Annotated in this window: 8 protein-coding genes; 4 read left to right on the top strand and 4 right to left on the bottom strand. The window is 72.1% G+C overall.

The annotated features are described in order from the left end of the window. Window positions 1-307: 307 nt before the first annotated feature. From ACIBA9_RS24950 to ACIBA9_RS24965, 4 genes are all read left to right on the top strand, one after another. A complete protein-coding gene (locus ACIBA9_RS24950) occupies window positions 308-1,246 on the top strand; it encodes a M56 family metallopeptidase (RefSeq protein WP_362154959.1) in 939 nt (312 codons plus the stop codon). Between the two features lie 207 nt (window positions 1,247-1,453). After that, window positions 1,454-2,242: a GntR family transcriptional regulator gene (locus tag ACIBA9_RS24955; protein ID WP_399366265.1), complete on the top strand. Its 789-nt coding sequence runs from the start codon at window positions 1,454-1,456 to the stop codon at window positions 2,240-2,242. 78 nt (window positions 2,243-2,320) lie between these two features. Then, the gene (locus tag ACIBA9_RS24960) at window positions 2,321-2,548 is read left to right on the top strand and encodes a ferredoxin family protein (protein WP_399366267.1); all 228 of its coding nucleotides are present in this window, start codon (window positions 2,321-2,323) and stop codon (window positions 2,546-2,548) included. 93 nt (window positions 2,549-2,641) lie between these two features. Next, window positions 2,642-5,422, top strand: a complete 2,781-nt coding sequence (locus ACIBA9_RS24965; RefSeq protein ID WP_399366269.1) for a fumarate reductase/succinate dehydrogenase flavoprotein subunit — start codon at window positions 2,642-2,644, stop codon at window positions 5,420-5,422. Window positions 5,423-5,941: 519 nt separating this feature from the next. Here the strand turns inward: ACIBA9_RS24965 and recQ are convergent. The 4 genes from recQ to nuoL form a co-directional block, all read right to left on the bottom strand. Beyond that, window positions 5,942-7,966: a DNA helicase RecQ gene (gene recQ / locus ACIBA9_RS24970; RefSeq protein WP_399366271.1), complete on the bottom strand. Its 2,025-nt coding sequence runs from the start codon at window positions 7,964-7,966 to the stop codon at window positions 5,942-5,944. 247 nt (window positions 7,967-8,213) lie between these two features. After that, a complete protein-coding gene (gene nuoN, locus ACIBA9_RS24975; RefSeq protein WP_399366273.1) occupies window positions 8,214-9,863 on the bottom strand; it encodes an NADH-quinone oxidoreductase subunit NuoN in 1,650 nt (549 codons plus the stop codon). Beyond that, entirely contained in the window at window positions 9,860-11,431 is a 1,572-nt protein-coding gene (locus tag ACIBA9_RS24980; RefSeq protein WP_399366275.1) for an NADH-quinone oxidoreductase subunit M, read from the bottom strand. The genes nuoN and ACIBA9_RS24980 overlap by 4 nt, the downstream gene beginning before the upstream one ends. 5 nt (window positions 11,432-11,436) lie before the next feature. Then, entirely contained in the window at window positions 11,437-13,383 is a 1,947-nt protein-coding gene (gene nuoL / locus ACIBA9_RS24985) for an NADH-quinone oxidoreductase subunit L (protein ID WP_399366277.1), read from the bottom strand. Between the last annotated feature and the right edge of the window lie 3 nt (window positions 13,384-13,386).

Genomic DNA, 13,386 nt, shown 5'->3' on the forward strand with positions numbered 1-13,386 from the left:
GCCGCGCCCCCCCCCCCCCCGGGGGGGGGGCCGGGCCCCCGCGGGGGGGGGGGGCGCCCCGGCCCCCCCCCCCCCCCCCCCCCCCCCCCCCCCCCCCACGGCCGCGGCGCACGAGGGGCCGCCCGGACCCGGATCCCTTGAAAGCCTCCGGCCCGAAGGACGCCGTGCGGTTCACCGCGGACACCTGCCCCACGCCGCCTCGCGGCGTCATACTGGCGGGACACGCATCACGCGGCGCGCCCCGGCGCGCCGCCCCCGCACCATCCGGCCCCCGCGCAACTCTCCGACCAGGAACCGGAGCCCCGGCATGACCGTCTGCCTGCTCCTGCTGAGCGTCGTCGCCCTGGCGGCCGCCGTACCGGCGCCGCGTGCCCTGACCCGGGCCGACTGGCCCGAGCGGGATCCCGTACTCGCGCTGTGGGTGTGGCAGTGCCTCGTCGCCACCGTCCTGCTGTGCTGCCTGACCGCACTGGTCCTGGTCGCGGCGGCCGTCTTCCACACCGTGCGCGACCACGTGTTCGCCCCCGCGCCGCCGGCCGTCACCGCCGCCTACGATCTCTCCGCCGCGCCCGTGTGGTCCGCCGCGCTCACCGTCCTGCTGGCCTGCGGGGCCGCCTGGACGACGGCGATGCTGGGCCGGGAACTCGTCGAGGCCCGCCGCACCCGCGGCCAGGCCCGGGCACAGCTGCGCGAGCGCGCCCCCGATCTGCCGGCCGGGCTGCCGGCGGCACGCGGACCGATGCTGGTACTGGAGGACGAGTACCCCGACGCCTGGTGGATGCCGGGTCACCCGCCCCAGCTGGTCGTCACCACCGGGGCGCTGCAACGCCTCACCGACCATCAGCTGGACGCCGTCCTCACCCACGAGCGCGGCCACGCCCGGGCCCACCACGACTGGCTGCTGCACCTGTCCACCGCCCTCGCGACGGGCTTCCCGCACGTCCCCCTCTTCGCCCACTTCTGCGATCAGACGCACCGTCTGGTCGAACTCGCCGCCGACGACACCGCGTCCCGGCGCTGCGGCCACCTCACCACGGCGCTCGCGCTGATCGAGCTGAACCAGCACCGGGGCGTCCTGTCCTGCGACTCCAGCCGTCGTCTCCTCGGCGAGCGCGTGGACCGTCTGCTGGAGCCGCCGCCGCGGTTGCTGCCCCGGCACCGGGCCCTCACGACGACGGTCGCCGCGCTGGTGCCGCTGCTGCCACTGCTCATCACCTTCGCCCCGGGACTGACCGCCCTGTCCTGACCCCGCGAGGCACCGGCACGACGCGTCGACCGCGCGGCCGGGATACCGGCGACATCGGGGCGAAGCACGGGCCGACCGTCCACGGAAGGTGGCAGATCTTCTCCTCACCCTCGGAGAACCGCAGGTCAAGGGGGTGCACAGCGGCCTCCCCCTGGCGCAACACTTCAGCAACACCCCTCTTCCTACCGCGTCGGTATGGTTCCAGCCATGCCACCCACCGACCGCCCCCGCGACCATGCCGGTCAGGGCGCCGCGACCACCGTCGCCGCCCACCGCACGCGTCGACGGCTGCGTGCGGACCGGGCCCGGCAACTCGCCGACCTGCTGCGCCACCAGCTCCTGGCCGGTGCCTTCCCGGACGGCACGCTGCCCCACGAGTCCACCCTGGCCGCCGACTACCGCGTCTCCCGCAACACCGTCCGCCAGTCCCTGGACCTGCTGCGGGCCGAGGGCCTGGTGACACGGCTGCCCGGGGTCGGCACCGTCGTCGTCGCCCGGAAGTACCCCCATGGGCTCGACCGGCTGATGGGCCTCGCGGAGACCCTGCGCGAACACGGCCATGTCACCAACGAGGTCCGCACCATGGGCCCCGCCCCCGCACCCGCCCCGGTCGCCGAACGCCTCGACGTCCCGGCCGGCGCCGACGTCCTCTACGTCGAACGCCTGCGCCGCCTGGGCGGGCTGCCGCTCTCCCTCGACCTGACCTACATCCCGCTCGACATCGGCACCCGCCTGCTCGGCGCCGATCTGGAGAACACCGACGTCTTCCGCCTCCTGGAAGCCATCACCGGACAGCGTCTCGGCCACGCCGAGATCACCCTGGAGGCGGTGAACGCCGACGCCCACTCCGCCGCCGTGCTTGAGGCCCCGCGCGGCACCGCCGTACTGATGCTGGAACGCCTCACGCACCTCGCCGACGGGCGCCCCGTCGACCTGGAGTTCATCCGCTTCCGCGGTGACCGCATCAGCATGAGCGGCCTGCTCCACCGGTCGTGACCGCCGGGTCTCCGCTCCGCCCCTCCCCCGCGTATCCCGACCCCACGTTTCCCCTCCGCACGTTTCCAGGAGACAGCCATGCCCTTGGTACCCCAGCGGGTCGACGTGCCCGTGACCATCGACGAGTCGAAGTGCATCGACGGCTGCACCCTCTGCGTGGACATGTGCCCACTGGACTCCCTGGCCATCGACACCTCCAGCGGCAAGGCGTACATGCACGTCGACGAGTGCTGGTACTGCGGTCCCTGCGCGGCCCGCTGCCCCACCGGAGCCGTCACGGTCAACATGCCCTACCTGCTGCGCTGACCCGTCCGCACCGCCCCGCCGTGCCGCCCCCGGCGACCGCGTCGCCCCGCGCCCCGACACCCTCGCCTCGCTCGCCCTCCGAAAGGCTCCCCGGTGACCACCCACGCGCCCGCTTCCACGGAGATCCCCGCCGTCACCGACGCCGAGGAGCTGACCTGCGACGTCCTCGTCATCGGCGGCGGCACCGCCGGCACCATGGCCGCCCTGACCGCGGCCGAGCGCGGCGCGAACGTCCTGCTGCTGGAGAAGGCCCACGTCCGCCACTCCGGCGCGCTCGCCATGGGCATGGACGGCGTCAACAACGCGGTCGTCCCCGGCCGTGCCGAACCCGACGACTACGTCGCCGAGATCACCCGCGCCAACGACGGCATCGTCGACCAGACCACCGTCCGCCAGACCGCCACCCGCGGCTTCGCCATGGTCCAGCGGCTGGAGTCGTACGGGGTCAAGTTCGAGAAGGACGAGCACGGCGAGTACGCGGTCCGCCAGGTCCACCGCTCCGGCTCGTACGTCCTGCCGATGCCCGAGGGCAAGGACGTCAAGAAGGTCCTGTACCGGCAGTTGCGGCGGCGCGAGATGCGGGAGCGGATCAGGATCGAGAACCGGGTGATGCCGGTCCGGGTCCTCACCGCCGGGGGCCGGGCCGTGGGCGCCGCCGGTTTCCACACCCGCACCGGCGCCTTCGTCACCGTCCGCGCGGGTGCGGTGATCCTTGCGACGGGCGCCTGCGGCCGACTCGGCCTGCCCGCCTCCGGCTACCTCTACGGCACCTACGAGAACCCCACCAACGCCGGTGACGGTTACGCCATGGCCTACCACGCGGGCGCCGAGCTGACCGGCATCGAGTGCTTCCAGATCAACCCGCTGATCAAGGACTACAACGGTCCGGCCTGTGCCTACGTCGCCAACCCCTTCGGCGGCTACCAGGTCAACCGGCACGGCGAGCGGTTCGTCGACTCCGACTACTGGTCGGGGCAGATGATGGCCGAGTTCGCCGCCGAGACCGCCGGCGACCGGGGGCCGGTATATCTGAAGCTGAGCCACCTCCCCGAGGAGTCGATCTCCGCACTGGAGTCGATCCTGCACTCCACCGAACGGCCGACCCGCGGCACCTTCCACGCCGGGCGCGGACACGACTACCGCACCCACGACGTCGAGATGCACATCTCCGAGATCGGTCTGTGCGGCGGGCACTCCGCCTCCGGTGTCCGGGTCGACGACCACGCCCGCACGACCGTCCCGCGCCTGTACGCCGCCGGCGACCTCGCCTGCGTCCCGCACAACTACATGATCGGCGCCTTCGTCTTCGGCGACCTCGCCGGCGCGGACGCCGCCCGGTACACGGCCTACACCGGTGAACTTCCCGCGGACCAGGTACGCGAGGCGCACGAGCTGATCTACCGCCCGCTGCGCCACCCGGACGGCCCGGCGCAGCCCCAGGTCGAGTACAAGCTGCGCCGTTTCGTGAACGACTACGTGGCCCCGCCCAAGTCCGGCGCGCGGCTCTCCCTCGCCCTGGAGGCCTTCGAGCGGATGCGCGCCGACATCGCCTCGATGGGCGCCCGCACCCCGCACGAACTGATGCGCTGCGCCGAGGTCTCCTTCATTCGCGACTGCGCGGAGATGGCCGCGCGCGCCTCTTTGGCCCGCACGGAGTCCCGCTGGGGCCTCTACCACGACCGTCTCGACCATCCCGGGCGCGACGACGTCTCCTGGTTCCACCATCTCGATCTGCACAAGTCCCCCTCTGGTGCCATGGAGTTCACGGCACGTCCCGTGGCTCCCTATCCGGTGCCGGTGGAGGAGTTCACGCCGGTCGGCGGCCCCTCCCGGCCGTTGGGCGAGGTCCACGCCGAGCACGTGGCCACGGCCGGGCCGCGCGACGCGGCGCCGGTCGCCACCGGTGCGGCTCCCACGCCCGCCTCCGGTCCCGCCGACCCGGCCGGTGCCCGGGGCACCGCCTCGCCTCGACTGCTGGAACTGCTGGAACTGGCCGAGGCCGAACCCGAACTCGCCGCGGTCGAGCCCTATCTGACCGACTCCGAGGCCGCCGTCCGCCGCACGGCCGTCGCGGTCCTCACCGAGACCGTGCCCTCCGGTACCGGACGGGCCCTCGTCGGTGCGCTCGCCGACCCCGATGCCGAGGTCCGCGCGGCTGCCGCGGCCTCACTGCGCGAGCTGGTCGAGACCCTGCCGCCCGAACCCGCCCTGGGCGCCGCCCTCGTCGGCGCGCTCGGCCAGGCCGACCCGGTGGTCCGCGCCGCCGCCCTCGATGTCCTGCGGGCGCTGCGACTCGGCGAGGTGGCGGTGTTCGCGGCGGCGGTGCGGGACCCCGAGATCGCCGTCCGCATCGAGGCCGTGCGGGCGCTCGTCTCGGTCGACGCCGTCGGCCCGCTGACCGGCGTCGCGGACGATCCCTCCCGGGAGGTCCGGGTCACTGTGGCCAAGGCCCTGGCCGCCGTCGGGCCTGCGTCCCTGAGCGCGCCCGACCGGGAACTGCTCGCCGGCACCCTGGACCGGCTGACCGAGGACGCCGATCCGCTGGTGCGCGGTGCCGCGCTCGGCGCGCTGGCCACCACGGGCTGCCCGGCACCACTCGTCGCCCGGGCCGTGGCCGCCCTGTCCGCCCCCGCGTGGCAGGTGCGGTCCGGTGCGGCCACCGCGCTGTCGGCCGCGCCCGCCGACACGGCCGTCCCCGCTCTGGCCGACGCCCTCGCCGACCTGAACGCCGACGTCCGCAAGGCGGCGGTCCTGGCGCTGACCCGGCATCGCGCCACCGAAGAGTCCCGGACAGCTCTGGCGACCGCCATGACGGACGCGGACGCCGACGTCCGGGCCTACGCGTCCCGGGGGCTTCAGCCCGAGAGGCCCTAGCCGCGACAGAGCCGACCGCCTGCCTCAACCCTCACGCGACGCCCCGCCGGACGGCACCAGGCCGAAAGACGGAGGGGCCACACCACACCGAGCCTCCCCCTCGCGCCCCGCCGGGCGGCGCCAGGCCGAAGGGCGAAGGGACCGCACCACGCCGATCCGCCCCGCGCGGCCCACCACCGGGCCGACCCGAGACCCGCGACCCCGGCCGGGCTTGCCGTCACGCCCCGCCGAGCCGGCGCGAGACACACGGGCCCGCATCAAATCCGCCCCACCGTCACCCGCCGAGCCACACACGCCGAGCCTCCCCCTCGCGCCCCGCCGGGCGGCGCCAGGCCGAAGGGCGAAGGGACCGCACCACGCCGATCCGCCCCGCACGGCCCACCACCGGGCCGACCCGAGACCCGCGACCCCGGCCGGGCTTGCCGTCACGCCCCGCCGAGCCACACCCCGCCGGGCTTCCCCTCGCGCCCCGCCGGGCCACACCCCGCCGGACTCCGCGCCGCCGTCGCCCCCGTCCGGCTACATCCAGTCGTCCGGCTCCGGCTCCGGCTCGTCCGTCGGCTCGGGCCAGTGGTCCTCCGGGGGTCTGCGGTCCGCAGGGGCCGCGGCGCGGGGCGGGTTCGCCGCATCGGCCGGTGCGGGCCGGGGTTGGGAGGCCAGCGCCGCGAGGACCCCTTCCCCGTAGGTGGCGAGTTTCCTCTCGCCGACCCCGTTCACCGTGCCCAGCTCGCGCACCGAAGCGGGCCACAGGGAGACGATCTCCCGCAGGGTGGCGTCGTGGAAGATGACGTAGGCGGGGACACCCTGCTCCCGGGCCTGCTCGGCACGCCAGGCGCGCAGGGCCTCGAAGGCGGGGAGGAGTTCCTCGGGCAGCTCGACCGCGGCGGCCTTGGCCTTGCCGGAACCGCCGGAGCCCCCCGCCGACCGGGACCGGGAGGCGGCCGGCTTCTTCGGCTCCTTGCGCAACGGCACCTCGCGCTCCTGCCGCAGCACCGAACCGCTCGCCTCGGTGAGGACCAGCGTGCCGTACTCGCCCTCGACTGCGAGCAGCCCCTGGGCGAGCAGCTGGCGGACGACGCCCCGCCATTCGCCTTCGGTGAGGTCCGTGCCGATGCCGAAGACGGACAGCTGATCGTGGTCAAACTGGATCACCTTGGCGGTGCGCTTGCCGAGCAGGATGTCGATGATCTGCACCGCGCCGAACTTCTGCCCGCGTTCGCGCTGGAGCCGCACCACCGTCGACAGGGCCTTCTGGGCGGCGACCGTGCCGTCCCACGTCTCCGGCGGGGTCAGACACGTGTCGCAGTTGCCGCAGGCGGTGACGTCGGGGTCCTGGCCGAAGTAGGCGAGCAGCTGGACGCGGCGGCACTGGGCCGTCTCGCACAGCGCCAGCATGGCGTCGAGGTGGGCGGCGGCCCGGCGGCGGAAGGCCTCGTCCCCCTCGCCGGACTGGATCAGCTTGCGCTGCTGTATGACGTCGTTCAGGCCGTAGGCCATCCAGGCCGTGGACGGAAGGCCGTCCCGGCCCGCTCGGCCGGTCTCCTGGTAGTAACCCTCGATCGACTTGGGCAGGTCCAGGTGGGCGACGAAGCGCACGTCCGGCTTGTCGATGCCCATGCCGAAGGCGATGGTCGCCACCACGATCAGGCCGTCCTCGCGCAGGAACCGGGACTGATGGGCCGCGCGCGTGCCCGCGTCCAGGCCCGCGTGGTAGGGCACCGCCGTGATGCCGTTCGCGGTCAGGAACTCCGCCGTGCGCTCCACCGAGTTGCGGGAGAGGCAGTAGACGATGCCGGCGTCGCCCGCGTGCTCCTCCCGGAGGAAGGCGAGCAGCTGCTTCCTGGGGTCGGCCTTCGGCACGATCCGGTACTGGATGTTGGGCCGGTCGAAACTGGCGACGAAGTGGCGGGCCGTCGGCAGGTTCAGCCGCCGGGTGATCTCCTCGTGGGTGGCGCGCGTGGCGGTCGCGGTGAGGGCGATCCGCGGGACGTCCGGCCAGCGCTCGCCGAGGAGGGACAGGGTGAGGTAGTCGGGGCGGAAGTCGTGGCCCCACTGGGAGACACAGTGCGCCTCGTCGATCGCGAAGACGGAGATCTTACCGCGGGAGAAGAGGTCGAGCGTGGAGTCCAGGCGCAGCCGCTCCGGCGCCAGGTACAGCAGGTCCAGCTCGCCGGCCAGGAACTCCGCCTCGACCACGCGCCGCTCGTCGAAGTCCTGCGTGGAGTTGATGAAGCCGGCCCGCACACCGAGGGCGCGCAGGGCGTCCACCTGGTCCTGCATCAGGGCGATCAGCGGTGACACCACCACGCCCGTGCCGGGCCGGACCAGGGCCGGGATCTGGTAGCACAGTGATTTGCCGCCGCCGGTGGGCATGAGCACGAGGGCGTCGCCGCCCGCCACCACGTGCTCGATGATCTCTTCCTGCTCGCCCCGGAAGGCCTCGTATCCGAAGACCCGGTGGAGTGTGGCCAGCGCCTCGCTGTCGGCCGGGCCGGGTCCTTCGGTCATCATTGGCATCTCGCTGCTTCCGCCCGTCGCGCCCATCGTCCTGTCCCCCGCCGCTTCCCCCGTGTGTCGTCCGTCGACCACTGCGTCCACGATAGGCGCCCGCGCCGACAGTGCCCGACGGTTGTCCACAGGCAGGGTGTGCTTGTCGTATCAACGCCTCCGCGCGCCGGGAGGCAACGGCCGCGCCGCCCGCTTGTCACGGACGGTGTCCGACCGTTGACGTGCGACGGCCCCGGTTCCCCTCCCGAGTGGGAACCGGGGCCGTACGGCCGTACCGTACGCGTCAGCGCACGAACACTCCCGCCTGGCTCGCCAGGTCCAGGAAGTACTGCGGTGCCACACCGAGCACCAGCGTCACCGCCACGCCCATCGCGATCGCCGCCATGGTCATCGGCGAGGGGACGGCCACGGTCGGCCCCTCGGGCTTCGGCTCGCTGAAGAACATCAGCACGATCACGCGGATGTAGAAGAACGCGGCGATCGCCGAGGAAATCACACCCACGACGACCAGGGGCACCGCGCCACCGTCCGCCGCCGCCTTGAACACGGCGAACTTCCCCGCGAACCCCGAGGTCAGCGGGATGCCGGCGAAGGCCAGCAGGAACACCGCGAACACCGCCGCCACCAGCGGTGAACGGCGGCCCAGTCCCGCCCACTTGGACAGGTGGGTCGCCTCGCCGCCCGCGTCGCGCACCAGCGTGACCACGGCGAAGGCGCCGATCGTCACGAACGAGTACCCGGCCAGGTAGAACAGCACGGACGACACGCCCTCCTTCGAGGTGGCGATGACACCCGCGAGGATGAATCCGGCGTGCGCGATGGACGAGTACGCCAGCAGCCGCTTGATGTCGGTCTGCGTGATGGCGACGATCGCGCCGCCCAGCATGGTGATGATCGCCACCGCCCACATGACCGGCCGCCAGTCCCAGCGCAGGCCGGGCAGGACGACGTACAGCAGGCGTAGCAGCGCGCCGAACGCCGCGACCTTCGTCGCCGCCGCCATGAAGCCCGTCACGGGGGTCGGCGCGCCCTGGTAGACGTCGGGCGTCCACATGTGGAACGGCACCGCGCCGACCTTGAACAGCAGGCCCATCACGATCAGCGCGCTGCCGAGCAGCAGCAGTGCGTCGTTGCCCATGGTGCCGGCGAGTGCCGGGTCGACGTTGGTGACGGTGCCGTCGACGACCTGTGCGATGCGCGCGTACGACACCGAGCCCGCGTAGCCGTACAACAAGGCGATGCCGAACAGCGTGAACGCCGAGGCGAAGGCGCCGAGCAGGAAGTACTTGACGGCGGCTTCCTGCGACATGAGCCGCTTGCGGCGGGCCAGCGCGCACAGCAGGTACAGCGGGAGGGAGAAGACCTCCAGGGCCACGAACAGGGTCAGCAGGTCGTTGGCCGAGGGGAACACCAGCATGCCGGCGATGGCGAACAGCAGCAGCGGGAAGACCTCGGTGGTGGTGAACCCCGCCTTCACCGCGGCCTGTTCGCTGTCGCTGCCGGGCACCGACGCCGCCTGGGCGGCGAAGGAGTCGACCCGGTTGCCGTGCGCCGCGGGGTCCAGCCGGCGCTCGGCGAAGGTGAACAGGCCGACCAGGCCCGCCAGCAGGATCGTGCCCTGCAGGAACAGGGCCGGTCCGTCCACCGCGATCCCACCCATGGCCGCGATGTGCGCCTTGGTGGTGCCGTACCCGCCGGCCGCGAGTGCGACGACCGCGGCGAACGCGGCGCACAGCGCGACGCCGGAGACGAACACCTGCGTGTAGTAGCGGGACTTGCGCGGGACGAACGCCTCGACCAGCACCCCGACCAGGGCCGCGCCGAGGACGATCAGTGTCGGCGACAATTGTCCGTATTCGATCTTCGGCGCGTCGATCCTGGAGATCGGGTCGACCGCGTTTGTCCACAGGCTGTGGACGGCTGCTGCGCTCACTTGGCCGCCTCCACCTCGGGCTTGGGGTCCTTCTTGTGTACGTCGGACATGGTCTGCTTGACCGCCGGATTGACGATGTCCGTGACGGGCTTGGGGTAGACGCCCAGGAAGATCAGCAGTGCGATCAGCGGGGCGACGACCAGGAGTTCCCGGACCCGCAGGTCGGGCATCGCCGAGACCTCGGGTTTCACCGGTCCCGTCATCGTCCGCTGGTACAGCACGAGGGTGTACAGCGCGGCGAGGACGATGCCGAAGGTGGCGATGATGCCGATCACCGGATAGCGCGAGAACGTGCCGACCAGGACCAGGAACTCGCTCACGAACGGGGCGAGTCCGGGCAGCGAGAGGGTGGCGAGGCCGCCGATCAGGAAGGTGCCGGCCAGTACCGGGGCGACCTTCTGCACCCCTCCGTAGTCGGCGATGAGCCGCGAGCCGCGCCGGGAGATCAGGAAGCCGGCGACCAGCATCAGCGCGGCCGTGGAGATGCCGTGGTTGACCATGTAGAGCGTGGCACCGGACTGCCCCTGGCTGGTCATCGCGAAGATGCCCAGGACGATGAACCCGAAGTGGGAGATCGACGCGTAGGCCACCAGCCGCTTGATGTCCCGCTGGCCGACGGCGAGCAGCGCGCCGTAGACGATGCTGATCAGCGCCAGTACGAGGATCACGGGCGTCGCCCACTTGCTGGCCTCCGGGAACAGCTGGAGGCAGAAGCGGAGCATCGCGAAGGTGCCCACCTTGTCGACGACCGCCGTGATGAGCACGGCGACCGGCGCGGTGGACTCCTGCATGGCGTTGGGCAGCCAGGTGTGCAGCGGCCACAGCGGCGCCTTCACCGCGAAGGCGAAGAAGAAGCCCAGGAACAGCCAGCGTTCGGTGCCCGTCGCCATGTGCAGCGAACCGTTGGCGCGGGCCGCGGCGATCTCCTGGAGGGAGAAGTTCCCGGCGACCACGTAGAGGCCGATCACCGCGGCCAGCATGATCAGACCGCCGACCAGGTTGTAGAGCAGGAACTTCACGGCCGCGTACGAGCGTTGTGTGGCCGCCGTCTCCTCGCCGTGCTCGTGGGCGTGGTCCCCGAAGCCGCCGATGAGGAAGTACATCGGGATCAGCATGGCTTCGAAGAAGATGTAGAAGAGGAAGACGTCGGTGGCCTCGAACGAGATGATCACCATCGCCTCGACGGCGAGGATCAGCGCGAAGAAGCCCTGGGTCGGGCGCCAGCGGCGGTTGCCGGTCTCCAGCGGGTCGGCGTCGTGCCAGCCCGCGAGGACGATGAACGGCATCAGCAGGGCGGTGAGCCCGATCAGGGCCACCGCGATGCCGTCCACGCCCAGTTCGTACCGCACCCCGAAGTCCTTGATCCAGGCGTGCGATTCGGCGAGCTGGTAACGGGCGCCGTCCGGGTCGAAGCGGACCAGGACGACGATCGCCAGGGCGAGGGTGGCGAGCGAGACGAGCAGCGCCAGCCACTTGGCGGCGGTGCGCTGCCGCGCCGGTACGGCGGCCGTGGCGACGGCCCCGAGGGCCGGGAGCGCCGCCGTCGCTGTCAGCAGGGGAAAGGACATCGGTATCAGACCGCCCTCATCAGCAGGGTCGCGGCCACCAGGAGTGCCGCACCGCCGAACATCGAGACCGCGTAGGAGCGGGCGAAGCCGTTCTGGAGCCGGCGCAGCCGCCCGGACAGGCCGCCGAAGCCGGCGGCGGTGCCGTTGACGACGCCGTCGACCAGGGTGTGGTCGAGATACACCAGGGAGCGCGTGAGGTGCTCGCCGCCGCGGACCAGGGCGACGTGGTTGAAGTCGTCCTGGTAGAGGTCGCGCCGGGCGGCGCGGGTGAGCACGGAGCCGCGCGGGGCGACGGCCGGGACGGGCCGCCGGCCGTACTGGAGCCAGGCGATGGCGACACCGACGACCAGGCAGACCATGGTCGCGCCGGTGACGGTGGTGGCGCTGAGCGGCGAGTCGCCCTCGCTGTGGCCCGTGACGGGCTCCAGCCAGTGCAGGAACCGGTCGCCGATGCTGAAGAAGGCGCCGCCGAAGACCGAGCCGACGGCCAGCACGATCATCGGGATCGTCATGACCTTCGGGGACTCGTGCGGATGCGGTTCGGCGTGCTCGCCGCGGTGCTCGGCGGCCGGCTCGGCGCTGGGCGCCTCGGGCGAGCGGGTGGGCTGAGACTTCCAGCGCTCTTCTCCGAAGAAGGTCATCAGCATCACGCGCGTCATGTAGAAGGCGGTGATGGCGGCGCCCAGCAGGGCCGCGCCGCCGAGGATCCAGCCCTCGGTGCCGCCCTTGGCGAAGGCCGCCTCGATGATCTTGTCCTTGGAGAAGAAGCCCGACAGGCCCGGGAAGCCGATGATCGCCAGATAGCCGAGGCCGAAGGTGATGAACGTGACCGGCATGTACTTGCGCAGGCCGCCGTACTTGCGCATGTCGACCTCGTCGTTCATGCCGTGCATCACGGAACCCGCGCCGAGGAAGAGCCCGGCCTTGAAGAAGCCGTGGGTCACGAGGTGCATGATCGCGAAGACGTAGCCGATGGGGCCGAGGCCCGCCGCGAGCACCATGTACCCGATCTGCGACATGGTCGAGCCGGCCAGCGCCTTCTTGATGTCGTCCTTGGCGCAACCGACGATCGCACCGAACAGGAGCGTGACCGCGCCGACGACGGTGACGGCCAGCTGGGCGTCCGGAGCGGCGTTGAAGACGGCGCCGGAGCGGACGATCAGATAGACACCCGCCGTCACCATCGTCGCGGCGTGGATCAGGGCCGAGACCGGGGTCGGGCCCTCCATGGCGTCCCCGAGCCAGGACTGCAGCGGCACCTGGGCCGACTTGCCGCAGGCGGCGAGCAGCAGCATCAGGCCGATGGCGGTGAGCTTGCCCTCGGACGCGTCGCCGGCGTGGCCGAGGACCGGGCCGAAGGCGAAGGTGCCGAAGGTGGTGAACATCAGCATGATCGCGATCGACAGGCCCATGTCGCCGACGCGGTTGACCAGGAAGGCCTTCTTCGCGGCCGTGGCGGCGCTCGGCTTGTGCTGCCAGAAGCCGATCAGCAGGTAGGAGGCGAGGCCGACGCCCTCCCAGCCGACGTACAGCAGCAGGTAGTTGTCGGCGAGGACGAGCAGCAGCATCGCCGCCAGGAACAGGTTCAGGTAGCCGAAGAAGCGGCGGCGGCGCTCGTCGTGCTCCATGTACCCGATCGAGTACAGGTGGATCAGCGAGCCGACGCCCGTGATCAGCAGCACGAACGTCATCGACAGCTGGTCCAGGCGGAAGGTGACGTCCGCCTGGAAGCCGCCGACCGGGACCCACGTCCACAGGTGCTGGGTCAGGGTGCGGTGTTCCGCGTTCCTGCCGAGCAGGTCGGCGAAGAGGATCAGGCCGACGGCGAAGGAGGCCGTCGACAGCAGGGTGCCGATCCAGTGGCCGACGCGGTCGAGGCGCCGGCCGCCGAGGAGCAGGACGACCGCTCCGAACAGGGGCGCCGCGATGAGCAGCGCGATCAGTTTCTCCACGAT

Source organism: Streptomyces sp. NPDC051452 (genome assembly GCF_044454765.1).
Taxonomy (GTDB): Bacteria; Actinomycetota; Actinomycetes; order Streptomycetales; family Streptomycetaceae; genus Streptomyces.

What these genes read in the sequence shown, in the direction of transcription:
- ACIBA9_RS24950 (WP_362154959.1), top strand. Translation starts at nt 308, where the DNA reads ATGACCGTCTGCCTGCTCCTGCTGAGCGTCGTCGCCCTGGCGGCCGCC.
- ACIBA9_RS24955 (WP_399366265.1), top strand. Translation starts at nt 1,454, where the DNA reads ATGCCACCCACCGACCGCCCCCGCGACCATGCCGGTCAGGGCGCCGCG.
- ACIBA9_RS24960 (WP_399366267.1), top strand. Translation starts at nt 2,321, where the DNA reads ATGCCCTTGGTACCCCAGCGGGTCGACGTGCCCGTGACCATCGACGAG.
- recQ (WP_399366271.1), bottom strand. Translation starts at nt 7,966, where the DNA reads ATGGGCGCGACGGGCGGAAGCAGCGAGATGCCAATGATGACCGAAGGA.
- ACIBA9_RS24980 (WP_399366275.1), bottom strand. Translation starts at nt 11,431, where the DNA reads ATGTCCTTTCCCCTGCTGACAGCGACGGCGGCGCTCCCGGCCCTCGGG.